This is a genomic window from Paraburkholderia sp. BL18I3N2 (assembly GCF_003001875.1).
Classification (GTDB): Bacteria; Pseudomonadota; Gammaproteobacteria; order Burkholderiales; family Burkholderiaceae; genus Paraburkholderia; species Paraburkholderia phytofirmans.
Genome location: NZ_PVNC01000003.1, coordinates 133,583 through 156,094, shown reverse-complemented (window position 1 = coordinate 156,094; position 22,512 = coordinate 133,583). Strand labels below are relative to the sequence as shown.

Annotated in this window: 22 protein-coding genes, 1 pseudogene and 1 other annotated feature; of the genes and pseudogenes, 12 read left to right on the top strand and 11 right to left on the bottom strand. The window is 59.3% G+C overall.

Annotation, left to right across the window (positions count from 1 at the left end; translation table 11 throughout):
• Nucleotides 1–211: 211 nt before the first annotated feature.
• From B0G75_RS10285 to nhaA, 7 genes are all read right to left on the bottom strand, one after another.
• Nucleotides 212–778 (bottom strand): cytochrome b, encoded by a 567-nt coding sequence (locus tag B0G75_RS10285; RefSeq protein WP_106304121.1) that lies wholly within the window; start codon nt 776–778, stop codon nt 212–214.
• A gap of 866 nt (nt 779–1,644) precedes the next feature.
• Nucleotides 1,645–2,019, bottom strand: a complete 375-nt coding sequence (locus tag B0G75_RS10275) for a phage holin family protein (RefSeq protein ID WP_106304118.1) — start codon at nt 2,017–2,019, stop codon at nt 1,645–1,647.
• Between the two features lie 65 nt (nt 2,020–2,084).
• Nucleotides 2,085–2,381, bottom strand: a complete 297-nt coding sequence (locus B0G75_RS10270; RefSeq protein ID WP_106304115.1) for a CsbD family protein — start codon at nt 2,379–2,381, stop codon at nt 2,085–2,087.
• A 1,167-nt stretch (nt 2,382–3,548) separates the two neighbouring features.
• Complete coding sequence (locus B0G75_RS10265) at nt 3,549–4,844, bottom strand: Nramp family divalent metal transporter (RefSeq protein WP_106304112.1); 1,296 nt, start codon at nt 4,842–4,844, stop codon at nt 3,549–3,551.
• Between the two features lie 135 nt (nt 4,845–4,979).
• Nucleotides 4,980–5,288, bottom strand: a complete 309-nt coding sequence (locus tag B0G75_RS40155) for a hypothetical protein (RefSeq protein WP_146142497.1) — start codon at nt 5,286–5,288, stop codon at nt 4,980–4,982.
• Between the two features lie 133 nt (nt 5,289–5,421).
• Nucleotides 5,422–5,679: a hypothetical protein gene (locus B0G75_RS40150; RefSeq protein ID WP_146142496.1), complete on the bottom strand. Its 258-nt coding sequence runs from the start codon at nt 5,677–5,679 to the stop codon at nt 5,422–5,424.
• 28 nt (nt 5,680–5,707) lie between these two features.
• Entirely contained in the window at nt 5,708–7,213 is a 1,506-nt protein-coding gene (nhaA, locus tag B0G75_RS10255; RefSeq protein WP_258194355.1) for a Na+/H+ antiporter NhaA, read from the bottom strand.
• Nucleotides 7,214–7,355: 142 nt separating this feature from the next.
• Between nhaA and B0G75_RS10250 the strand changes: the two genes are divergently transcribed.
• From B0G75_RS10250 to B0G75_RS10200, 11 genes are all read left to right on the top strand, one after another.
• On the top strand, nt 7,356–8,375 hold the full coding sequence (locus B0G75_RS10250; protein WP_181309220.1) for a LacI family DNA-binding transcriptional regulator: 1,020 nt from the start codon (nt 7,356–7,358) through the stop codon (nt 8,373–8,375).
• 114 nt (nt 8,376–8,489) lie between these two features.
• Entirely contained in the window at nt 8,490–9,821 is a 1,332-nt protein-coding gene (locus B0G75_RS10245) for an ABC transporter substrate-binding protein (RefSeq protein ID WP_106304100.1), read from the top strand.
• Nucleotides 9,822–9,886: 65 nt separating this feature from the next.
• A complete protein-coding gene (locus B0G75_RS10240; RefSeq protein ID WP_106304097.1) occupies nt 9,887–10,843 on the top strand; it encodes a carbohydrate ABC transporter permease in 957 nt (318 codons plus the stop codon).
• Nucleotides 10,840–11,793 (top strand): carbohydrate ABC transporter permease, encoded by a 954-nt coding sequence (locus tag B0G75_RS10235; RefSeq protein WP_106304094.1) that lies wholly within the window; start codon nt 10,840–10,842, stop codon nt 11,791–11,793. Before B0G75_RS10240 ends, B0G75_RS10235 begins: the two co-directional genes overlap by 4 nt.
• The gene (locus B0G75_RS10230; protein ID WP_106304091.1) at nt 11,790–11,984 is read left to right on the top strand and encodes a hypothetical protein; all 195 of its coding nucleotides are present in this window, start codon (nt 11,790–11,792) and stop codon (nt 11,982–11,984) included. Before B0G75_RS10235 ends, B0G75_RS10230 begins: the two co-directional genes overlap by 4 nt.
• 4 nt (nt 11,985–11,988) lie before the next feature.
• On the top strand, nt 11,989–13,092 hold the full coding sequence (locus tag B0G75_RS10225) for an ABC transporter ATP-binding protein (RefSeq protein WP_106304088.1): 1,104 nt from the start codon (nt 11,989–11,991) through the stop codon (nt 13,090–13,092).
• A complete protein-coding gene (locus B0G75_RS10220) occupies nt 13,085–14,122 on the top strand; it encodes an ABC transporter ATP-binding protein (RefSeq protein WP_106304085.1) in 1,038 nt (345 codons plus the stop codon). The genes B0G75_RS10225 and B0G75_RS10220 overlap by 8 nt, the downstream gene beginning before the upstream one ends.
• A complete protein-coding gene (gene dhaL, locus B0G75_RS10215; protein ID WP_106304082.1) occupies nt 14,119–14,751 on the top strand; it encodes a dihydroxyacetone kinase subunit DhaL in 633 nt (210 codons plus the stop codon). Before B0G75_RS10220 ends, dhaL begins: the two co-directional genes overlap by 4 nt.
• Before the next feature lie 14 nt (nt 14,752–14,765).
• On the top strand, nt 14,766–15,755 hold the full coding sequence (dhaK, locus tag B0G75_RS10210) for a dihydroxyacetone kinase subunit DhaK (RefSeq protein WP_106304079.1): 990 nt from the start codon (nt 14,766–14,768) through the stop codon (nt 15,753–15,755).
• Nucleotides 15,756–15,950: 195 nt separating this feature from the next.
• Nucleotides 15,951–16,484, top strand: coding sequence for a GNAT family N-acetyltransferase (locus B0G75_RS10205; RefSeq protein WP_106304076.1), 534 nt, complete (start codon nt 15,951–15,953; stop codon nt 16,482–16,484).
• 184 nt (nt 16,485–16,668) lie between these two features.
• Nucleotides 16,669–17,526 carry a GNAT family N-acetyltransferase gene (locus tag B0G75_RS10200; RefSeq protein ID WP_106304073.1) on the top strand — a complete coding sequence of 286 codons (858 nt, stop codon included), beginning with the start codon at nt 16,669–16,671 and terminating at the stop codon, nt 17,524–17,526.
• Here the strand turns inward: B0G75_RS10200 and B0G75_RS10195 are convergent.
• From B0G75_RS10195 to B0G75_RS10185, 3 genes are all read right to left on the bottom strand, one after another.
• A complete protein-coding gene (locus B0G75_RS10195; RefSeq protein WP_219908277.1) occupies nt 17,504–18,031 on the bottom strand; it encodes a GNAT family N-acetyltransferase in 528 nt (175 codons plus the stop codon). The two genes, B0G75_RS10200 and B0G75_RS10195, sit on opposite strands and share 23 nt — an antisense overlap.
• A gap of 227 nt (nt 18,032–18,258) precedes the next feature.
• Nucleotides 18,259–19,110, bottom strand: coding sequence for a siderophore-interacting protein (locus B0G75_RS10190; protein WP_106304067.1), 852 nt, complete (start codon nt 19,108–19,110; stop codon nt 18,259–18,261).
• 97 nt (nt 19,111–19,207) lie between these two features.
• Nucleotides 19,208–20,071, bottom strand: coding sequence for a PadR family transcriptional regulator (locus B0G75_RS10185; protein ID WP_106304064.1), 864 nt, complete (start codon nt 20,069–20,071; stop codon nt 19,208–19,210).
• A 122-nt stretch (nt 20,072–20,193) separates the two neighbouring features.
• On the opposite strand from B0G75_RS10185, the pseudogene B0G75_RS10180 reads away from it, so the two are divergent.
• Nucleotides 20,194–21,059 (top strand): annotated as a pseudogene (locus B0G75_RS10180) (IS3 family transposase).
• Nucleotides 20,471–20,587, top strand: a sequence feature (AL1L pseudoknot). Its footprint overlaps the pseudogene before it by 117 nt.
• 62 nt (nt 21,060–21,121) lie before the next feature.
• Here the strand turns inward: B0G75_RS10180 and B0G75_RS10175 are convergent.
• Entirely contained in the window at nt 21,122–22,021 is a 900-nt protein-coding gene (locus tag B0G75_RS10175; protein ID WP_106304061.1) for a LysR family transcriptional regulator, read from the bottom strand.
• Nucleotides 22,022–22,512 lie beyond the last annotated feature (491 nt).

Sequence of the window (22,512 nt, the reverse complement as noted above, 5' to 3'; positions counted from 1 at the left end):
TGCCGTCGTTGAAGCTGCGTACGCCTCGGGAATCCTCTCCGGAAGCAGGGGCGCCTCTATGGATGCACCGAGAGGTTCGGCGTCCACGTGCACGAAAATGTGGTGCGGCTTGGCGGTCTTGCTGCCGCTTTCCTCGGATACGGGCGCCGGTCTCCCCACTAGTTCTCGACGATGCCCTCAGTTCTTGGCAGCGTCCGACTCAGCTATTACTTCACCGGGTCTCGCGAGACGGCCCGGCGCTGGGCAGCATTCGCTGCAATACGTGATCTTTTAACACTAAACGATGAAACAACGCGGCGACAATGTGCAAGACGATAAGTGCGAACAGCACCCATGCCAGGATGCCGTGCACGTCACCCATCTGGTGGCCGAAAGATGATTCCGGTTTGCTCAGTGACGGAAACGGCACCATCCCCGCCAGACGAACTGTCCAGCCACGGGAGGATGCGTTGATCCAGCCGACGAGCGGGACAAGCAACAGGGCGACATAGAGAAGAAAGTGAGTGATGCGCGAGAGGACGTCGAGCAGCGGCCGTGACTCATCTGGTGTTGGCCGATGAGTTAGCCGCCAGATCACCCTGAGCACCATCGCGGCGATCAGCGTCGCGCCAACGCCGAGATGCCAGGCAATCAGGCCAACGGGCTTGGTGTCCTTGTGGACATCGGGCATCGTCCAGCCGATCACAAACTGCAACGCGATCAACAGGGCCACCAACCAGTGAAGGGCGCGCGCCACCACGCCGTAGGCTGGCGTTCTCACTTCGTATTGCTTCACCACTCACGCTCCCCGCTTTGCCCAGCACCACAAGATCGACGAAGCACATGGCCCCGCGACTCGTTAAATAGACACTTGGGATGGGCACCGTGCATGCATGCGCAATGCTAATGACGTCACCTTAAGGAAACCTGATGTCACGGAGCATGTGCGAATCCGTTCAAAGCCGCTAACAGCGTGTAAAAGTTGGCGAGGTTCTCAACGAGGCCGCTTCTGCTTGCGGTAGCGGCATAGGTTTCGTCCGGATAAGGCTGATTGGTCTCGCAACGGTGATCGAGAAGCCGCGATGCGCCTGTCTATCGTACATTTCGCTTCGGGGGAGATTGAAAATTTTGGCGTTCACTGTACTTGAATTCGCGTATCGCGTATCGCGTATCGCGCATGCGTGAGGCTAGCGATGACGCCGGTGCCGTCTATTGCGACACGCAAGTGCTTTGCTCCGTCAAGGAGTTGAGTTCCCGTGAATGAACGGGCCAACGAATAGCCGTGGCGCTATCAGGAGGCGCAGCGGTTCGAATGCCCGGTGTATCAACCTGTCCTGGCGCGCCATCCCACGCACGCAACTCACACAGACCTGAGAATGGCCTTCCGGACGGTGCCGCCTAACCACGCTGTGATCCCCGAGCGGCTGACAATTCCAATAGTCCGGCGAGGTCCGAGGACGATCGCGCCGGCGCACAGCGCCAGCAGCAACGTGACGCGTGGTGCGTCTGCCAGCGAAGCGACCAGGCCGACCGCAGGAGACCGCGATCGTCCGTGCACGGCCGGGGCGGATAGAGGAGTGCAATTCGCTGCTAGCAACGCTGCGCGTGATTCCGCCATGCGTGCAAGGATGGCGCTTTCTCTTTCCCTGTTGGTGTGTCGGCGGTTCATTTTAACGCCTCCCTCAACGTGTCGAGATCGTTCCGGAGCTCCCTGCGCAGAACATGAAACGAACGTCCCGGTTTCTGGGAGCGGACGAAGAGCAGGGACACGATGGAAACAACCATCCACGTCGCAGCGACGCCCCAGACCACTGGTAGGAAGTAAGGCGTCCGCCACGCTGTCGCAATGATCGCGATGCACACGAACGAAAGTGTGAACAGGCCAGCAACGGCCAAGGCAACAAGTGCGCTCAACTCGCGAACCAGAGACTTCCTGGTTTCCTCAAGTTCGACACCGAGTAGTTCACCGTAATCGGTGGCTCGCTCGACACAGAAATTGCCGACGTTTCGCCATTTCGTGACTTTCGAACGGATGGACATTGCGGGACTCCTCGGGGCTGGCTTGTTGCGGAAACGCCGTGACGGCCTGCCAGGCGTAAATGGCCTTACTCCCGATCTCGCCAGTCGCCTACGCCGCTATCGGGCCTTGAGCGATTTGCTGCGCGTAGCGCTCCAAGGATGAAGCCCACGCCAGCGGCAATTGCCAGCGCCGCGAACGGCCGCTCCACAGTAGACTCGCGCACGACCTCTGCAAAATCGGCATAGAGTTGCTGCGCTTTGCCACTCAACTCTTTCGCCGTTCCGCTAACTTGCGCACCGACGTCGCTCAGCAACTCCCCGGCGGATTGCTGCACGTTGCCAGCAACTTCCTTTTGCGCTCCTTCTGCTTTCGTCGTTTCCATTTTCTGCTCCTGATGTGAGTGCGCTCAACCCGCACGGGTAAAAATGCGCCGGGCTTGAAAGCCGAGAACCACGCCTCTGTGAAACGGTGGCTCGGCAACGGGGCGGCGTGCCAGATGCTGCGCAAAAGTTGGGCCTAACTCGACAATTCGCTGACGCACGCATTGGCGACGTCGGCGCTCTCCAAAGCCAGCTTTCCATCGCAATTTCGTCGGATGTAAAAGAAATGCTGGGACCGTCGTTCAGCGGATCTAACATGAAAGCATCGCTACGGCAAAGCGCGTACCGTGGGCTGTCTCGCGCATACCGGATCCGGGCGCAACGTTCAAATGGAGGCGATCTCCTAGTGGGGACATACTCAAGCGAGCGTCTTCGTTGCCCCTACACCCGCGTACTGCACTCCAGATTTCATCAAGGACTTGAAGGGCTTAATGGATGGGGTACGGTGTTTGCTCTGGTCGAGATGCCGGTTTTTTATCCCGACGGCAATGAACATCAGTTCACGTCGATGAGGATTTAGGAGATTCAGTCCGCGTTCATAAAAGAAGCCTTGCGGCGGCGATTCGTCGAGTTAACCCGTATGCGCACCGATAGATGCGTGCACCTGACGATGGAGACGAAAATGAAAACTCTCTTCAGAAGCTTCGCAGCTGCAGCACTGATGTTAACTTTTGCGGCGACCGGATCCGCGCAGAATTCAGGCGCGGCCCGCGAGACGGGAGTGAGTGGTGTAGGGACGGCCCGTGCCGGGGCGAGTACGCGAGGCCTCAGCGTTGCGGAGACGTCTCCGGGTGGCGATCGATCACGCATGCCCGGCACGACCGGCGCGCCTCACTCTGCGTCGGTGGCCTCCGGACGACCCTGGACGACGCCTGAAAACCACGGTGCGAGCGCGCCGGATGATCATGGGGTGACGCGCGGTGGACCTGAGAATCCGAGCGGGCTGAAGAAGCCCGACTGACTCGGCGGCGTGTTTGGGAACGGCTTGGGATCCGATCGTAAGGCGTTGACACGCAGTTTAGACAAGACGAGAAACGGATCACTGGACGCCGGCAATCATGCGCGCATGCTTGCCGGTTCGAGGCAGTCTTTCTGCCAGACGACAGGCTGCTGATGGCGCCCAAGCGGAGGCCGTACGCTTCGCAACAGGGGCCGCGCTGCTCATGCGCTCAAGGAGCGAGCATGAACCAGAACATGGCGAGCGTGGCAGCGCCCATTGCAATCGTCGCGGCCCAGCCAGTGATGCGAAGGCGCACTGGAATGATGAAGCTTCCCATGATCTTCGGATTCACCGCCATGAACATGATCAGTCCCATGATCGGTACGGACACCACGCCGTTGATCACGGCGCTCCAGTACAGCGCCTTGATGGGATCGATCCGCGTGAAGCCGATCACGACACCGACTAGCGTAGACAAGGCGATGATGCCGTAGAAACGCTTTGCCAGTTGCGGTTTCAAGGCGAGGCTGTTTCGCCAGTTGAACGCACCCGCCATCGCATACGCAGCGGAGCCCGCGAGCACCGGCAACGCAAGCAGGCCAGTGCCGATGATGCCCAAACTGAAAAGAGTGAACGCGAAATTTCCGGCGATGGGCTTCAGGGCAACAGCGGCCTGCGAAGACGTCTGTATGTCAGTCACGCCATGCGCATTCAAGGTTGCGGCAGTCGTCAGGATAATGAAAAAAGCCACCACGTTCGAGAATCCCATGCCGATCCAGGTGTCCATCCGGATGCGGCGCAGGTGGGCGTGGCCCTGCGCAGGTTCATGCTTAAGTGCGCGCTGGCCTGTTTCGGCGCGCATCTCTTCCACCTCCTGTGAAGCTTGCCAGAAGAACAGATACGGACTGATGGTGGTACCCAGTACAGCGACGACGGTCGTGAGGTAATCGCTTCTCCAGGACAGATGCGGAATGAAGGTACGCACCAGGACGGTCTGCCATGGGATCTGCACGACAAACACCGTGGCTACGTAGGCGAACAGCGCGAGCGTCAGCCACTTCAACACGCGTACGTAACTGCGATAGGGAATGAAGAGCTGCAACAGCACGGATATCAGTGCAAGCGCAACGGTGTAAAGGCGTATTGGACCGCCGATCACGAGGTTGACCGCCGCGCCCATCGCAGTGAGATCGGCCGCGATGTTGATCGTATTGGCGACCAGCAGCAGGATCACAGAACCGTAGAGGAGCCATGCGGGATAGTGACGCCTGATGTTTGTTGCAAGGCCATGACCGCTGACGCGCCCCAGTCGCGCGCTGACCATCTGGATGGCGACCATCAGCGGATAGGTAATGACGATGGTCCACAGCATGTTGAAGCCGAACTGCGCACCCGCCTGCGAATAGGTCGCGATACCGCTGGGATCGTCGTCCGCGGCGCCGGTAACCAGGCCCGGGCCGAGCTTTTCCAGCCACGACTGAACCTCGGGGTCCGGCTTGTCGGACGGGTTGATGTCGATGTCCATCAGGGCGCCTGTGGGAAGAGTGGGTCGAACATAGCGCGAGCGGGGTCGGTCTGCCCGTGAACCTTTGAACTGGAAGCGGCTGCATGTCACGCGGCGCGAACGCAAGCCATCAGGCGGACGTGTGATGCGCGCCTGTCAGCGACCGATACTAAGGTTGGTCTTCGCCGATCCTGAATCGTCACTCGGCCGCAGCACTTCGTCCGACCCGTGCAATTCACTGCGCCCGACGACATCGTCCGGACCCAGACTTCGACCGCACGCAGGGCAGCCGGGCTTCATTTTTTCGAACAGTCCGTCTTCTCCGTCGTACGTCCCGGTATGGACCAGGTTACGCAGCCACGTCCGATGGCGGCGGTCTTTAAGGTCGCCGACGTCCAGGGTTTCGATCAGGGCGCCGCGATGCCCGCATGGGCATTCGACGTAGGTGAAAACGCGGGTTTTCATGATGGCCTCCTGCCGGCTGATACCAGCGCAGCATGAATCGGGCCACGGAGGAGCCGCAAAGACCGATGCCGCTCGGGCGAAATGGTCGCTCAGATGGCGGGTCGTTGAGCCGCGTGCTGCGAAGATCGGGCCTTCAGCCGCTCAGTTGTCGTGATCGGTTCGGCGGATCGACGCGAAGCTCGAGTAAAGCGGTATGCGGCGAACTCAAGGTCGTTGCAAGCGTCGCTCGAAGTGCGGCAGTGTCGCTGCATCGGGCACCTTCAGCAGACCACCGACAACAGTTCGGGGTTGTATAAGTGCGCAGTATGCGCACCTTTGCAAGGATCAGGCGGCCGAGCAGAAGAACCAAAGCCGCGGACATCAACGTTTCCGGCGTATCGAGCCTGAGCATGTTCGGCTCCAGTCGCGAGGTCGATCAGTCAGCCCTTTGATATGGGATTTCCCGTTGAATGACTCGATGAGAACCTGAGAAGCAGAAAGCCGGTAACACCTGACAGTACGGATCCCACAATCACGCCCAATCGCAGCGGCGTGAAATATTCGGGGCCTTCGAAAGCGAGAGACCCTATAAATAAACTCATGGTGAAGCCAACCCCGCACAGTGCGGCGACGCCAGCAAACTGGCGCCAGCTTGCGCCGTCCGGCAGCCTGGCGAGACCGAACCTGATCAGTGCGGCGCTCGCCCCGAAGACGCCAACGAGCTTGCCGACAAAAAGCCCTGCAGCGATGCCGAGCGGCAGCGGCTCTGCCAGCGCGGCAAGCGTGACGCCAGCGAAGGAGACGCCCGCGTTGGCAAACGCGAAGATCGGCAAAACCGCAAAGGCCACCCAGGAGTGGAGGCCGTGTTCAAGCAGGTGCAGGGGAGCGTGACCTTCGGCGTCCTTCGTCTTCAACGGTACAGCGAAGGCGATGGCAACCCCTGCGAGAGTTGCGTGGACGCCGGATTTCAGAACGAATACCCACAGGATCACACCAACCACAACGTAAGGTGCGATACGTGTGACGTTCAGCAGGTTCAGGATAAATAGCGCTGCGATTGCCATGACCGCGAAAATCAGCATCTGGACAGAGAGGTCGGCCGTATAGAACAGCGCAATGATGACGATTGCCCCCAGGTCGTCCGCAATCGCCACGGCGGTCAGGAATATCTTCAGCGACACCGGCACGTGATTACCCAGGAGGGAGAGGATTCCGAGTGCAAACGCTATGTCCGTGGCCGTAGGGATCGCCCAGCCATTCAGGGCTGCCGCGTTTCCATGGCAAATCATGAAATAGATGAGTGCCGGCACCACCATTCCGCCTACCCCGGCCACGAGAGGGAGCACTATCTGTGCGGGCGTCGACAGTTCGCCTTCGAGCACCTCGCGCTTGACCTCCAGGCCAACCAGGAGGAAGAAGATGGCCATCAAGCCGTCGTTGATCCAGAGCAGGAGTGGTTTCGCGATGACAAACGATCCGAAGCGTACCTCTACAGGGATCTTTAGAAGACCGTCGTACGCCTGTCGAAGCGGTGAGTTGCTGCAGATCAGCGCGAGTATTGCGGCGGCGGCAAGCAGCAAACCGCCGGCTGATTCCATTCTCAGGAAGTCAGTCAGGTGATCGGTGATCTTTCGAATCGCGTTGTCGACCACGATGCCGGATCCGTTGTCTGCTTGTTTGCATCCGACGTCGGGCCACGCCGCACGGCGTTGTCGGCTTCTTCTACCTGGGACTTCCACAAAAGATGATAGTCGGCGCGCGCAGCCATTGAAACCCATTTTGAACCTTGGTCGCGTCGCATAAAGAAAAAAGGAAAGGCTTGATGACCTCTTGCTTACCGATGTCATTTTCCCGGCGGTGCGCCAGCGAAACGCAGCACGCTGCCACCAGCAGTCGACCGCAAAGTTTCTTGTGCATCGCACCGTCCATTGATTTAGGCGATTCATGCGTTCACTCATTTGCGCCGAACCGTGAGTCACCAATGCCATCAAGAATGATGCGTTTATTGCCGCAAAAAAACTTGCATTTCCTCCGGAAAAAGCTACCTTGATTTAACAAAAATCTTCTGGCTCGGCACCGGAGAGACACATGCCGGCAACACGTATGATGATTGCGCGCCGTGCGGGCGTCAGCGTCGCCACGGTCGATCGCGTGTTGCGCGACGATCAGGCTGTGCGTCCGGAAACTGCTGATCGTGTCCATCTTGCGCTGGCGGCCCTGCGCGACGAACGGGCAAGTCGCGGTCGCCCAGCCAAGATAAGCACGTATCGCGTGGCCTTCGTTTTACCTCAGGTCAACTCACGTTTTCTCGACCACGTCGAGCGCAATATCGCGCTGTCCGCGAGCTTCTTTCGCGAGCACCGCATCATTCCGTCGTTCTACCGCTGCGATTTCACGACTCATCGAGACACCATTGCTTTCGCTGAGCAGGTGATCGACTACGACGCACTCGTGCTTGTGCCGCTCGACTACCCAGCGGTCGAACGCCTCATTGAAGATATGAGCGATGCGGGCGTGCCCGTTGTCACAGTGTTCTCCGATTTGCCCGCGAGTCGCCGCGCTGCGTATGTCGGCGTCGATAACCGGATTGCTGGACGCACCGCAGGACTTTTGATGGGTCGCTTTCTCGGCGCGCGACTTGGCACGGTGGCGATTTTATCGGCCTCGTCGCGCCTGCACGATCAACTGGAACGACGCACCGGCTTATCGCAGGTGCTGGAAGAGGACTTTCGCAATCTGCGGTGGATTGCCGAACCGGACTTCGCCGAAGATGACGATGGCGCAGGTCTTGCCGTGCAGGGCCTCCTTGCACGTTACCAGGATCTGGTCGGGGTTTATGTGACAGGTGGCGGCATCTCAGGCATCGCAACGGCATTGCAGGAATCGGGCGACAAGGGACGCCTGGTACTGATCGGGCATGAATGCACCGCGGAGACTCGCGCGCAACTGTCCGAGCGCGCGATCGACGTAATCCTCGATCAGGATGTGCGCGGCATCGTTCATTGGGCAGGCCTCGCCGCCATCAATTTTCTTAACGACGTACGTGGCGCGCTCGCCATCCCAACGCCGGAAACCCGGATTTATCTTCGTGAGAATGCGCATGCCTGAAGCTCGCGACACACGGATTTGCGTTTGAATCCGCTGGAGCCGATACACAGCACCCGGCGCATGGGCGCTGTTCCACAGCAGGTTGGAGACCCGAAAAAGACAAGGAGAAGACAAATGTTACGTCTTACGTCAGCAAGGGTAATGGCGGCGGCCACAGTATCGTTGGGACTCGGCATGGCAACGGGCGCGCAAGCACAGGAAAAGCAGTTGACCTTATGTTGGGCGGCATGGGACCCGGCCAATGCACTCGTCGAACTGTCCAAGGATTTCACGACCAAAACCGGCATCAAGATGAAGTTCGAGTTCGTGCCATGGACGAGCTACGCCGATCGCTTTATCAACGAACTTAATTCGCATGGCAAACTATGTGACCTGATCATTGGGGACAGCCAGTGGATAGGCGGCGCAGCGGTCAACGGCCACTACGTCAAGCTCAATGATTTCTTCGCGAAGAACAAGATATCGATGAACGACTTCGTGCCGGCGACCGTCGTCGGTTATGCGGAGTGGCCAAAGAATACGCCGAATTACTGGGCGTTGCCGGCAATGGCCGACGCAGTGGGCTGGACCTATCGCAAGGATTGGTTCGCGCGCCCTGAGTTACGCGCCGAGTTCAAGCAGAAATATAAACGTGAACTCGAACCGCCAACCACGCTGGACGAACTCAAGCAAATCGCGGAGTTCTTTCAGGGCCGCAAGATCGATGGCAAGACCGTATACGGTGCCTATATCTTTACCGAGCGCGGGTCTGAAGGCATCACGATGGGAGTGACCAATGCGCTTTACAACTTCGGCTTCGAATATGAGGACCCCAAGAAACCCTATCACCTGGATGGCTTCGTCAACTCGCCGGGCGCGGTCAAGGGGCTGGAGTATTACAAGGCGCTTTACAAGTGCTGCACGGCGCCCGGCATGACCAACGCGTACATGCAGGAGGGACTGGACGCCTTCAAGTCTGGCCAGGTGGCGATGCAGATGAACTGGTTTGCATTCTTCCCAGGACTCTACAAAGACCCGAACGTCGGCGGCGACAAGATCGGCTTCTTCGTGAATCCGCGTGAGATCAAGCAGTTCACGCAGCTCGGCGGACAGGGCATCTCGGTCGTGTCGTACTCGGACCACAAGGAAGACGCACTTGAATACATCAAGTGGTTCGCGCAACCCGATGTGCAGAAGAAATGGTGGCAGTTAGGCGGCTATTCGGCGGCGAAGTCGGTGGTGGATGCGCCCGACTTTCCGAAGAGTGCACCTTTTGCGCCGGCATTCCTGAAGTCGATGTCGATCGTGAAAGACTTCTGGGCTGAACCCGCCTATGCAGAACTGCTGCTCGACATGCAAAAGCGCGTGCATGACTATGTGGTGGCCGACAAGGGCACGGCCAAGGAGGCGCTCGATCTGCTGGTCAAAGACTGGAACAAGGTCTTCAAGGCCGAAGGGAAAAATTAGCGTGCATCCAGGAATGGACCGGCGTCCCTGCACGGATGCCGCCGGTCCGCTTAAAGGAGCCAGGCATGTTGGCAAACAAGCCTTTTTCATCGGCGGCACTGGAGTCGCGAGCGTCGGCGCGTGCGCGCACACGTCTGGCCGGGTTATCGGACAGAACCATTGCGTGGCTGTTCATCCTTCCAACAATCCTGTTGCTGCTCGCGATCAACATCTTTCCGTTAATCTGGGCGTTACGTCTGTCGTTCACGAACTTCAAGTCGAATATGCCGAGTGTGCCGGCGCGCTTTGTCGGTATCGACAATTACGTCGACATTCTCACCGACGAAGACATCTGGTACGCGATGCAGGTGACGGCGCGTTTCGTATTCTGGTCGGTCGGGCTGGAGGTTCTACTGGGCTTTGGCCTCGCGTTGCTGATCAACCGGCAGTTTCGCGGTCATAGTTTCTGGACCACGCTGATCCTGCTGCCGATGATGCTGTCACCGGCAGTCGTAGGCAACTTCTGGACCTTTTTGCTGCAACCGCAAACGGGCCTCTTCAACGATATCGTCGGCTTCTTCACCGGCATTGCGCCCGGCTCATTTCAGATGATCGGCGACGTGTCGCTCGCGCCGTGGACCATTGTGATGGTCGATACGTGGATGTGGACTCCCTATGTGATGCTCATCTGCCTCGCGGGTCTGCGGTCGATTCCCGACTACATCTACGAAGCGGCCGAAGTGGATCGCGCTACACCATGGCGGCAGTTCTGGTCGATCACATTGCCGATGACCTTGCCGTTCCTGATGCTCGCCGTGCTGTTTCGCGGCATCGAGAACTTCAAGATGTTCGACATGGTGAATCTGCTGACTTCGGGCGGCCCGGGTTCGGTCACCGAAACCGTGTCGATCACCTTAAAGCGCGCCGCGTTCGAGAAATGGCAGACGGGCTATTCATCGGCTTTGGCGATCATTCTGTTCGTGACGGTGTTCGGTGCGGCGAACATCTACGTGAAGGCGCTCAATCGGGTGAAACAGCGATGAGACCGACGGCTACCCAACATTCAGTGGTGGCGTCGTCGCCGCGCGGCAAGCGCTTCGCGGCGGCGGTCGTCATCACTTACGCGCTGCTTGCAACCTTGCCGATGGTGTGGATCTTCCTGACGAGTTTCAAGACGCAGGAAGACGCGATTGCCTATCCGCCTGTCGTGCTGTTTCAGCCGTCGATGGAAGGCTACGTGAACCTGTTCACGATTCGTTCGCGGCAGACGCCCGAGTTCATCGCCAGTCTGCCGCCCGCGCGGACCTGGTATGAGCGCGATGTGCGCAAGCGCAACATGGTCATCGCGGGACCCTCGAAGGTCTTGCCGCGCTTCGTGAATTCGCTCGTGATCGGTTTCGGTTCGACCTTTCTCGCAGTGTTTCTCGGCACGCTGGCGGCTTATGCGTTCTCGCGTTTCAAGGTGCCGCTCGCCGACGACCTGCTGTTCTTCATCCTGTCGACGCGCATGATGCCGCCGATCGCGGTCGCCATTCCGATCTACCTGATGTATCGGGCACTAGGTCTGAGCGACAGCTATGTCGGCATGATCGTGCTGTATACGGCGGTGAATGTGTCGCTGGCGGTATGGCTGCTGAAGGGGTTCATGGACGAGATCCCGCGCGAATACGAGGAGGCGGCGCTCGTCGACGGGTACACGCGCCTGCAGGCTTTCGTCAAAGTGGTGCTGCCGCAGGCGATCACCGGCATCGCCGCGACCGCGATTTTCTGCCTGATCTTCGCGTGGAACGAGTACGCATTCGCGTCACTGCTTACAAGCGGCGATGCGCAGACCATGCCGCCGTTCATTCCATTCATCATCGGCGAAGGCGGGCAGGATTGGCCGGCCGTCGCGGCGGCGACGACGCTTTTCGTGCTGCCTATCCTTATCTTCACTGTGGTGCTACGCAAGCATCTGTTGCGCGGCATCACCTTCGGAGCGGTGCGCAAATGAAACGAGACCTCGTTTTGCCGCAAAAAAATTATCTGCGCCGTGGCTACAGCGAAGCGGTGTCGACTGCACTGATTGGTCTCGGCGTGGCGATGCTGGTGCAGCCGTTTTCGCTGACGTTGTTCACATGGTCGTTTCCGGTCGTTCTGGTAGGCGCACTCGCGTTCGTCGTGACCAGCCATTTCCCGGACTGACACCATGTCCACGATCGTTCTTGCCAACCTTCATAAGCGCTTCGACGACTTCGTCGCGGTGCGCGACACCAGTCTGACGATCGGCGCCGGCCGCTTTGTCGTGTTGCTCGGCCCATCGGGTTGCGGCAAGACCACCACGCTGCGGATGATTGCCGGCCTTGAGTTGCCGACCTCCGGCCAGATTTTCATAGACGGTGAGGACGTGACGGCATTGCGCGCACGTCAGCGCGATATCGCGTTCGTCTTCCAGATGTTCGCGCTATATCCCCATATGACGGTGCGCAATAACATCGCTTTTCCGCTGAAGAACGAGCATGTGTCGCGTAAGGAGACCGCGGCACGAGTGGCTGCGGCCGCGCACATGCTGCGTATCGAGAACATTCTCGATCGCAAGACCGGTGGGCTGTCCGGCGGCGACCGGCAGCGCGTAGCGCTGGGCCGCGCGATCGTGCGGCAGCCGAAGGCGTTTCTGATGGACGAGCCACTCGGCACGCTCGATGCGGATTTCCGCGAGCTGATGTGTCTCGAGTTGCGCAAGCTGCATAACGCGCTTGCCGCTACGACCGTCTATGTTACGCACGACCAGAGCGAAGCGATGGCGATGGCCGACGACATCGTCGTAATGAACAAGGGTGAGTTGCTGCAGGCCGGTCCGCCGCAGGAGATCTATCACTTTCCGGCGACGGTGTTCGTCGGCAACTTCATCGGCAGTCCGCCGATGAATTTCCTGCCAGTCGATGGCGGCGTGGACGCGGGCCACGAAGAAGTCCGCCTGCACGGCGCACAGGTCCCGGTGCCGCGCTGCGAAGCCGCCGCGGAGCGCGTGCTGCTGGGCATTCGTCCCGAGCATGTGGCGATCGATCAGCACGGCCCGCTGCGCGGCAAGGTCATTGCCGATGAATATCTTGGTTCGCATCAGGTGCTGGTAGTCGAGACCGCGCTGGGCGTGGTGAGGGTGCGGGTGGGAAAAGACGATGGTCTGCCTGCCGGATCGCCGGTCGGTTTGTCGTTTCGCAAGGAACGCACGCTGTTGTACGACGCGCAGAGCGGCCGGCTGCTGCCGGGCGCCGCTCGCACCATTCCTGCACACGGAGAAGCTAATGGCTGAAATCCAGTTGCGCAATGTGTCGAAACGGTTTGGCGATATCGTCGCGGTCGACGATCTTTCTATCGACGTGATGGATGGCGAGTTCGTGGTGCTGCTCGGGCCGAGCGGTGCGGGCAAGACCACGACGCTGCGTCTGATCGCCGGGCTGGAGCGGCCGGACGCGGGCGACGTGCTGATCGACGGCGGCATTGCGACCGGCGTGCATCCGTCCGATCGCGACGTCGCGTTTATCTTCCAGCAGTATTCGCTGTATCCGCATCTGACCGTGTTCGGCAACCTGGCGTTTCCGTTGCGCTCGCCAAGAAGGCGCAGCAGCGAGGCGGACGTGCGTGCTCGCGTTCACGCGGTCGCGGAGATGCTGCACATGGAATCAAAGCTCGACAACATGGCGACGCATCTGTCCGGCGGCGAAATGCAGCGCGTGGCGATAGGGCGCGCGCTCGTGCGGCAACCCAAGGTGTTTCTGATGGACGAGCCACTGTCGTCGCTCGATGCGAAGCTGCGTGAAGAGTTGCGCATCGAACTCAAGCGCCTGCATCGTGCGATCGGCGCAACGATCATCTACGTCACGCACGATCAGGTCGAAGCGACCACGCTCGCGGATCGCATCGGCATTCTTGACCAGGGGCGTCTCGTGCAGCTCGGCACGCCGCGCGAGGTGTATGGAAATCCGGTGTCGCTGAGCGCTGCGCAGCGACTCGGCTCTCCGCCGATCAACCTGCTGCCACCCACGCTGCTCAATTTGACTCACATGCCGGCGGGAACGACGACTGTCGCTATCCGTCCTGAGGATATCGTGCTGCATGACCCTGATGTGGGCGATGCGCGTGGCGTACAGGACGCACTGAATCTGACGGTGCTCGAATATTCGCCGCTGCGCCATCTGCTGATTCTTGATCGCGCGGGAACCGCCGTCGTGGTAACGACCGTTGCGGAGCGCAATTTCTCGCCGGGGCAATCGGTCGGCGTGTCGCTGCCGGCGCGCAGCCTTTTATATTTCCGTGCCGACGGCAGGAGAATCCCGACATGAACGGCAAAACGGTCATGGCGTGCATCGACGCTGCCTATGCGGCGTTGAAGGAGCATACCGACGAGATCGCGTCACTCGACCAGCAGATCGGCGATGGCGATCACATTTTCAATCTGCTGCGCGGCATGGAAGCCCTGCTTGCGGTGCGTGCGGAGATCGAGGCCGAAGCGTTTGGCCCCGCGCTCGACATCGCGGCTTCCAAGGTGCTGTCGACGGTGGGCGGATCGTCCGGGCCTTTATTCTTCTCGTTGCTGAATGGCATGGCGAAAGCGTCCGCGATCAATGCAATGGACGTGGCCGGCTTCGCCCACATCTTCTCGGCGGGCGTCGAGGCCGTCGGGCAACGCGGCAAGACCGGCGTCGGCAGCAAGACTATGATGGACGTGTTGATTCCGGTCGCGAAGCGCTTCGAGGAACTTGCCGCAGAAAGCCCCGCGGCGCGCGTGGTGCTCGACACGCTGCCGCAAATCGCCGAGGAAAACATGCTTGCGACCCGCGACATGTTGGCGACCAAGGGAAGGGCGTCGTTTCTCGGCGAGCGTTCGCGCGGACATATCGATCCCGGCGCGCGCTCCAGCCAGATCATGATTGCTTCGGTATGCGCGCGGCTCGCGCAACACAACGGATAAAGGAGCGGGAGACCGTGAAAAAATTTATCAATCATGTCGACGACTTTCTCGCCGAGAGTCTCGCGGGATTCGCCGCAGCCCATGCCGACCTGGTCGTACTCAATAGCGAACCGGTGTTCGTGCGGCGCAAGAACCTGAAGCCTGGCAAGGTCGCGCTGATATCGGGCGGCGGCTCGGGGCACGAACCGCTCCATTCAGGGTTTGTCGGCCATGGCATGCTCGACGCCGCCTGCCCGGGCCAGATCTTCACGTCACCGACGCCCGACCAGATGATGGCCGCCGCCAAGGCCGTCGATACCGGTGCGGGCGTGCTCTTCATCGTGAAGAACTACTCGGGCGATCTGATGAACTTCGAAATGGCGTCGGAGATGTCCGAGGTGCCGAATGCCATGGTCCTCATCAACGATGACGTCGCGGTGGAGAATTCCAGCTATACGACCGGACGGCGCGGGGTTGCGGGCGCGGTGATCGTCGAGAAGCTGGTGGGCGGGCTGGCTGAAAGCGGGGCGAATCTCGATGAATGCAAGATGTTCGGCGACCGGATCAACAAGCACACGGCTTCGATGGGTGTCGCATTCTCCAGTTGCACGGTGCCGGCAGCTGGCACGCTGACGTTCAAGATCGGCGACGATGAGATCGAAGTCGGCGTCGGCATTCATGGCGAGCCGGGCAGGCGGCGGGCGAAATTTGCATCGGCCGATACGATCGCGGGGGAGTTGCTAACGGCTATCGTCGACGATCTCAAGCCACCTGCGGGGGCTAGCCTGCTGGTGCTTGTGAACGGCCTTGGCGGCACGCCGCTTGGCGAGCTTTATCTTCTCTTCAACTCAACGCGCGCGTGGCTTCAAAAGCGCGATCTGAAAGTTGCGCGTGTGCAGGTGGGCGCGCTGACCACTTCACTCGAGATGGCAGGCGCTTCGATCACACTTTGCATCCTCGACGAAGAGATGACGAAGCATTGGGACAGCGCGGTGCACACGCCGGCACTAAGGTGGGGTGTATAGCAGCAGGGGACGACGTGCCGGTGCGCAAGCAAGCGTTCGCCGGTCGACAGCGCATAGTCGGGAGAGGGTCTTGTTGAAGCGGCGTCACTGTCTGCAAAGTCCGGGACAGCGCCCGCCCATGAACAGCCGTTCGACACAGGTTTTTGATTCGCCGACAATTGGTGAATATAAACACACCTCGACGGAAAACCTGAGATGCTGCTGCGGCCGACAGAAATCCAGATTGAATCAACCCGACTCTTGATCAAACCGTTTTCGGCCAACGACGCGGATGCCACGTTCGCATGCATCACCCCTTCGCTCACCCGTCACATGGCGTGGGAGCCGCCGGCATCCCGGCATGACTTCGACGGTGTGTGGCGGTCCTGGTTACCGTCGATAGACGACGGATCGGACTATGTATTCGCGATACGGCAACGCGCTGACGGGAGTTTCCTTGGGTTGGTCGGACTCCACCGCGTACGCACCGAGAGCCCGGAACTCGGCATCTGGATTCGTGAAGATCGCCATCGACATGGCTTTGGCCGCGAAGCCGTAACTCTTGTTGCGCAGTGGGCAACGCGAAGCATTGGCTGTGCAAGCTTTACCTATCCGGTTGCCGAAGAGAATCGCCCCAGCCGACGCATCGCCGAATCGTTAGGCGGCGTCATCGTGGAAAGCCGCGTGACACCAAAGTACAAATCCTGCGTTTACCGGATTCCTCGCCAGCCAGTCACGAGCGAGGTGTAAGCGGTTCGGCCTTCAAATTGACATCCGCGGGCCGATCGACACGACCGAGTAGATCACTGACAATCGCAACTGTGGGGCGGAATTTCGACGCTGTCACCGGCGGGTTGTGATCCGATTTCGCCGAGCAATCAATTCGCATACAAGCAAAAGAAACGTTTTCCGTTTGTTGATAACGATACTAAGAATGCAATATTTCCCCGATAACCCTGGTCTCGCTACTGATCTATTGCTGCATTCGGAGATCGGGAAGGTCGAGTCACGGGATGACTACATCGTCGTCCGCACACCAGACGCGCCCGAATACTTTTTCGGCAACATGCTCGTCCTGCGGCAGCGACCCTCAGCAAGTGACCTGAAATTGCTGGAGCATGACTTCGGCCAGCTCATCGGGACACCACCGCTCATTGCACACCGGACATTCGCTTGGCCGGAAAGCGCCGACAGCGTGGTGACCCTCGACACATTCGTGGAGCAAGGCTACGACGCAGCCGTCTTTCGGGTGCTGGTGGCCCATCCTGGTGCGATAAATCCAGTTGCGACCAATTCTTTGCTCAAGGTGCGCCCGTTTGCCATGGAGCAGGAATGGGACGATTGGTCCCGAATGCAACTCGCCAACATGCCAGATCCGAACGACATTACCTCACAGCGCTACATGGCGCATCAACAGAGGGCTTACAGGAGCCTGATCGAACGCGGTCTGGGAAACTGGTGGGGAGCCTTTATCGGGGATGAGCAGGTAGGAAGTCTTGGTCTGTTCTTTCTTGACGGAATCGGGCGTTTCCAGGCAGTTATCACTGGGGCCAAGCATCGAAACCGAAATGTTTGCAAAACCTTGGTGACCGAGGTTATCAGGCTGTCAGCCGGGCGGTCGGACCGGCTTGTCATGGTTGCAGATGAAACCTCCCATGCGGGAACAATATACGAGGCAATGGGTTTCCAGCAGCAGGGGCGATTTGCCAGCTTGTGTCAAGAGCCGCGTAATTCAACGGCGCGCTGGGCCCATTCAGATGGTGCCTTCTTTAGTCAAGATCATCCGGATTAATCAACGAGGTCAGCACATGGTCGGCCCACGAACCATTAATCTGCAAATAGGACCGAGCCACACCCTCCTTCTCGAAACCAAGGCGAGCTAGCAGGAGTCCGCTGCGGATGTTCTCAGGTCGATAGTTCGCCATGATGCGATGCAATCCCATGATCTTGAACACATACGGAATCGCCGCCGTCAGAGCTTCTCTCATCAGGCCTTTCCCTTCCGCGTCCATCGCGATAGAGAATCCAGCATGACACGCCTGGAACGGTCCTCGAACGACATTGGTAAAGTTGCAGTCGCCCAGCAATTCGCCACTTTCATGCTCGAATAACAATAAATGGAGGGCGTTTCCCGTTGCAGTCTGAGTAGCCATTGACCGCAGCCTGCTTGCAACGGCATCTATCTCGAAGAAGCCGCTGGAGCGAGCTGGTTCCCACGGCTGAAGGTGGGCACGATTTGATACGTAATATGCGTGCAACGCAACCGTACTTCCTTCGTCTGCGACTCGCAGCGTCATACGTTCGGTAGGAATCCCGTCTGCAAGACAAGGTAGGGTATTCGGCATACGTCTATCACTTTTAGTGGGCAATGAGGGGCAAGATCTTATCCATGTCGCGCAGTGCAATGAACGAGAACTTCCCGAGATTCTGTTGTTGTTTTGGGAAGCACAACGTTCGCGCGACTTGCGCCGCCGCCGGATCGAACACGCCCCGCAGCGCATGCGATCACGCAGACGGTCGACGCTCAATCGTCGAGCGTTTCGTGCACTGCCTCGGCGCCCTGTTTCCAATAGCTGGCCGCGCGAATGCGTGATTTGGCGACGCCGCGTTCCGTGCACAGGTGATAGCGCACCGCGCGCATGGTCGCGGATTCGCCGGCTGCCCACACGTAGCCTTCGCCGTCCTCGGGCAGGTAGGTGTCGCGCACCGCCTGCAACAAGGCCTCGCCGCGCACACCCGCTTCGCTGCGATAGCGCCAGACGAGATGCAACTCGGCCTGCGTCGTGAATTCGATTCTCGCCGACGGATCGGCCACTTCGATCACCGCCGCGACGCGCGTGCCGGCCGGTAGCTCTTCCAGGCGCCGGGCGATGGCGGGCAACGCGGTATCGTCGCCGATCAGCAGATGCCAGTCGAAACCCTTAGGTATCACGAGCGAACCGCGCGGGCCGCCGATGCCGAGATACTGGCCCACTTTGGCTTGCGCCGCCCACGTCGCCGCGGGGCCCGCTTCGTGCATGGCGAACTCGATGTCGAGTTCGCGCGCCTCGCGATCGAAGCGGCGCGGCGTGAAATCGCGTGCGACCGGACGCGGCTGACCGGCGGGAAACACCGGACCGTCGGGACCCGCTTCCGGCAGCATAGGTTTGTCCGCGCCGGGTTCAGGGAAGAACACCTTGAGGTGGTCGTCGAACGACGCGGAGACGAAGTCGTGCAGATCTTCGCCCGTGAACGTGACGCGGATCAGATGCGGGGTCAGCGCGCGCACCCGCTTGACTTGCAGCAGACGGAATTTCAGCGGATGGCGCACGCGGTGGACGGCGAGGTCGGTTTGGCTGTCGGGTTGGTTCGCGGCTTGATGGTCTTTAGTCAGCATAAGAGTGCTTCTCCTGTTCGTTCGATGCGCGAGCGTTCACGCGCGCAAGCGAGGGCTCCCGGCGCGCATGAGCGCGCCGGCAACGGGCGGTGCGATGTCAAGCGGCCGGCTCGGCGTTGTCGCCGTTTTCGCTGCTGTCCGGCTTGATTTCGCTTTCGATTTCTTTGGCCGCGCGCAGCAGAATTTCAGCGATGCGGCGCTGTTGCGCCGCCGGCGCGTTGTCACGGCGCAACAACGCATGCTTCAGCGCGCGGCGCGCTTCGCTCAGCTCGGGCAGCCAGCCGCCTTCGCTGATGTCGGCCGGCTCTTCGCCGGCAAACGCGCGGCGTACCGAATCCATCTTGCGGGCGATATGGCTCAGCTTGGCCAGCATCAACTCGGCGCGGTCGCGGTTGGCGGCCAGATATTCGCGGCCGGTTTCCGACAGCTCGTAGCGCTTGCGGTTGCCTTCGAGCTGCACGGTCACGTAGCCGAGTTCTTCCAGGTACGCGAGTGCCGGGTAGACCATGCCCGGGCTCGGGCTGTAAAAACCGTTCGAGCGCGTTTCGAGCGCCTTGATCAGCTCGTAGCCGTGGCTGGGCTGCGAGCCGATCATCGAGAGGAGCAGCAGTTGCAGGTCGTCGGAGCTGAATTTGCGGCCGCGCGGAAAACCGTCGCCGTCGCCACCGAAGCCGCCCGGGCCGCCGCCAAAGCGCCCGCCACGCCCGCCGCCGCGATGCTCGTGATGTCGGCCGATGGCGTGCCACAGCGCGTGCAGCGCGAAGCGGTCGTAGTCGTGACGGCTTGGGCCGCCGCGGGGGACAGCATGGAATTCGTCGCGCTCATCACCGCCGCGTTCTCCGCGGTAGTCGCGGTCGTGGGTGAAGGCATGCCAAAACGCATGGAGTGCGCCGCGTCCGTGGCCGAGCGGGAAACTGTCGTCCGCCGTACGCGGACGGGAAAAACGGTGATGATGACGCATCTGGACTCTCGCTTGTGTCTTAAGATGTGTCTTAAGATATATATCTAAAGATAGTTTGTCAAACCCCTTTTTGCGATGTATCGGCGCACACGAAAGTCTGCGGAAGGCAGAAAACGCCGTCCATGAACAAGTCGAACAAATTTTTGCTGAAGTCCGGGAACGTGCCGTCCGCATGGTGCGGGAGCATCGCGACGAGTATCCGTCACAGTGGGCGGCAATCGAATCCATCGCCCCCAAGGTCGGCTGCACGAGCCAGACATTGCTGGGGTGGGTCAAACGAGAAGAAGTCGATAGCGGCGAACGTGATGGCGTGACCACGTCGGAACGCGAACGCCTCAAGGCACTGGAGCGCGAGGTCAAGGAACTGCGTCGTGCCAATGAGATCCTGAAGCCGGCGAGCGCATTTTTCGCCCAGGCGGAGCTCGACCGCCGCTTGAAGTCCTGAAGGCCTTTATTGATCAGCATCGCGACACCTTCGGGGTCGAGCCGATCTGCAAGGTCTTGCGGATTGCCCCGTCGGGCTACCGGCGTCATGCCGCACAGCTTCGCGATCCGTCGCGGCGCTGTGCCCGTGCGAAACGCGATGAGTTTTTGCGGCCGCAGATCAAGCGTGTCTCCAGGACAACATGCGGGTCTACGGCGCGGACAAAGTCTGGAAGCAGATGAACCGGGAAGGTATCACGGTAGCACGGTGCACAGCAGCGAACGGCTGGCCGAAGCAGGTATCGAACCGTCGGTTGGCAGCCGGGGCGACAGCTACGATAACGCGCTGGCAGAAACGATCAACGGCCTGTACAAGGCAGAATTGATTCATCGTCGTGCACCGTGGAAAACGCGAGAATCCGTCGAACTGGCGACGCTGGAATGGGTGGCCTGGTTTAACCATCATCGGCTCATGGAACCGCTCGGCCATATCCCGCCCGCTGAAGCTGAGGCAAACTACTACAGGCAACACAGCAATATCGCTGCTGCATCAGTATCAACTTAAACCAACTAGCCTCCACGATTCCCGGGGCGGTTCCGGACGAGTTGCAAACGGCGTTTCAGACTTCAGTCAGATTTAGCTAATAAGCAATCGAGGAAACGTTTCGTCTCGGGATAGTCCGATAAATCTCTATCATTCGAAATGCAAACGTAAAGTTGTCGCTCTGCCCACTCGTCCAGCAATTTGAGCGCTTTTAGATTATAAAGATTTAGATAGGGAGAGGCGTTTGGTTCCGGAATCACGCCAATTCCTATCCCTTCTTGAATGAGACGGCATCTGGCCTCGTAATTCCCAACTTCAATTTTGACATCGAGCGGACGTGACAAGCTTCGTCCAGCAAACGATGAGAATGCGTCATAGGTGTGCCGTGGAAAGTATCCCACGAAGGGGTACGAATTGGCATGTTCCAGGAAAATCTCATCAACACGCGCGAGTGGGTGATCTCGGCGTGTAACAAGGACAATACGGTCCCGCTTGAACGGATAAGATGTCACTCCTGGCGCCGGCGACAATGCGTGATAAATGCCGACGTCCGCATCATTTTCCGCGACCAACCGCGGAATGTCGTAGCTGTAGCGCTCTTGCAGATCAATGCGAGCGGTAGGAGACTCCGAAAGATATCTCCGCGTTATTGGAGGTATATACGCAATGATTGATGATGGATTTGCGGCTAATCTGACTTTGGGATTTCCCGCCTTTCCAAATTCAGCGACAACGTCTTGTGCTATTTCTACACGGCGCAAGATTGCTTTTGCATGATGATACAACGACAGACCCGCAGGCGTACCCTGAACGCCACGCGCATGACGGATCAGAAGATCGACTCCGAGCCGGCTCTCGAGATCAGCGATTCGCTTGCTGGCTCCTGAAGTCACAAGAGCGTTCTCCTCTGCCGCCTTGGTTAGGCTTTTTGACTCAATAGCCGAAACAAAGATACGAAGGCTCTGTAGATCAAGATTCATCATATTCGGGCGCCAGACTGTTGAACGGAAGTCGGTTATCGGAGGTAGTGGCGCTTTTTTATCGCCATTGAATGGTTTAGCTGCTGAACCAGCACTATAACAATCCGGGACATGGTTCTTGAGACGACGCCCAAGTGAGTCGCTTACAACTCCCTGGGCGTAGGTTGAAGGGGCGGACGCCGGCTAATGTGGATGATTCGCCTTCGACCGATGGCATGTGCGGATCGTTCGCTTGCCATAGTCGCCCCTTCGGACTAGCGTGTGGCGGTCGCAACGGGGGAGTCTGAATCCCGAACATCCGACTACAACTTCGCGCACAAGGGCAGGTCTCTCTCACTTGCCGCAGAGTTCCCGATACTTTAATGTCCGCAGAGCGCATATGGAGCATCTCGATCCTGCTGTTTGTAACGAGGCGGAACTCCCGTCCAGACAAAGCAGGAACAGCGTATCGCTGATTTATTGCCGGAATGCATTTCTACTCTCTGTCCAACGGC

Coding starts and splice junctions, on each gene's coding strand:
- nhaA (WP_258194355.1), bottom strand. CDS start 7,213: ATGAATCGCCTAAATCAATGGACGGTGCGATGCACAAGAAACTTTGCG.
- B0G75_RS10240 (WP_106304097.1), top strand. CDS start 9,887: ATGTTGGCAAACAAGCCTTTTTCATCGGCGGCACTGGAGTCGCGAGCG.
- B0G75_RS10200 (WP_106304073.1), top strand. CDS start 16,669: ATGCAATATTTCCCCGATAACCCTGGTCTCGCTACTGATCTATTGCTG.
- B0G75_RS10220 (WP_106304085.1), top strand. CDS start 13,085: ATGGCTGAAATCCAGTTGCGCAATGTGTCGAAACGGTTTGGCGATATC.
- B0G75_RS10205 (WP_106304076.1), top strand. CDS start 15,951: ATGCTGCTGCGGCCGACAGAAATCCAGATTGAATCAACCCGACTCTTG.
- B0G75_RS10195 (WP_219908277.1), bottom strand. CDS start 18,031: ATGACGCTGCGAGTCGCAGACGAAGGAAGTACGGTTGCGTTGCACGCA.
- B0G75_RS10275 (WP_106304118.1), bottom strand. CDS start 2,019: ATGTCCATCCGTTCGAAAGTCACGAAATGGCGAAACGTCGGCAATTTC.
- B0G75_RS40155 (WP_146142497.1), bottom strand. CDS start 5,288: ATGAAAACCCGCGTTTTCACCTACGTCGAATGCCCATGCGGGCATCGC.
- B0G75_RS10245 (WP_106304100.1), top strand. CDS start 8,490: ATGTTACGTCTTACGTCAGCAAGGGTAATGGCGGCGGCCACAGTATCG.
- B0G75_RS10270 (WP_106304115.1), bottom strand. CDS start 2,381: ATGGAAACGACGAAAGCAGAAGGAGCGCAAAAGGAAGTTGCTGGCAAC.
- B0G75_RS10185 (WP_106304064.1), bottom strand. CDS start 20,071: ATGCGTCATCATCACCGTTTTTCCCGTCCGCGTACGGCGGACGACAGT.
- B0G75_RS40150 (WP_146142496.1), bottom strand. CDS start 5,679: ATGCTCAGGCTCGATACGCCGGAAACGTTGATGTCCGCGGCTTTGGTT.
- B0G75_RS10235 (WP_106304094.1), top strand. CDS start 10,840: ATGAGACCGACGGCTACCCAACATTCAGTGGTGGCGTCGTCGCCGCGC.
- dhaL (WP_106304082.1), top strand. CDS start 14,119: ATGAACGGCAAAACGGTCATGGCGTGCATCGACGCTGCCTATGCGGCG.
- B0G75_RS10230 (WP_106304091.1), top strand. CDS start 11,790: ATGAAACGAGACCTCGTTTTGCCGCAAAAAAATTATCTGCGCCGTGGC.
- B0G75_RS10190 (WP_106304067.1), bottom strand. CDS start 19,110: ATGCTGACTAAAGACCATCAAGCCGCGAACCAACCCGACAGCCAAACC.
- B0G75_RS10175 (WP_106304061.1), bottom strand. CDS start 22,021: ATGATGAATCTTGATCTACAGAGCCTTCGTATCTTTGTTTCGGCTATT.
- B0G75_RS10265 (WP_106304112.1), bottom strand. CDS start 4,844: ATGGACATCGACATCAACCCGTCCGACAAGCCGGACCCCGAGGTTCAG.
- B0G75_RS10225 (WP_106304088.1), top strand. CDS start 11,989: ATGTCCACGATCGTTCTTGCCAACCTTCATAAGCGCTTCGACGACTTC.
- B0G75_RS10250 (WP_181309220.1), top strand. CDS start 7,356: ATGCCGGCAACACGTATGATGATTGCGCGCCGTGCGGGCGTCAGCGTC.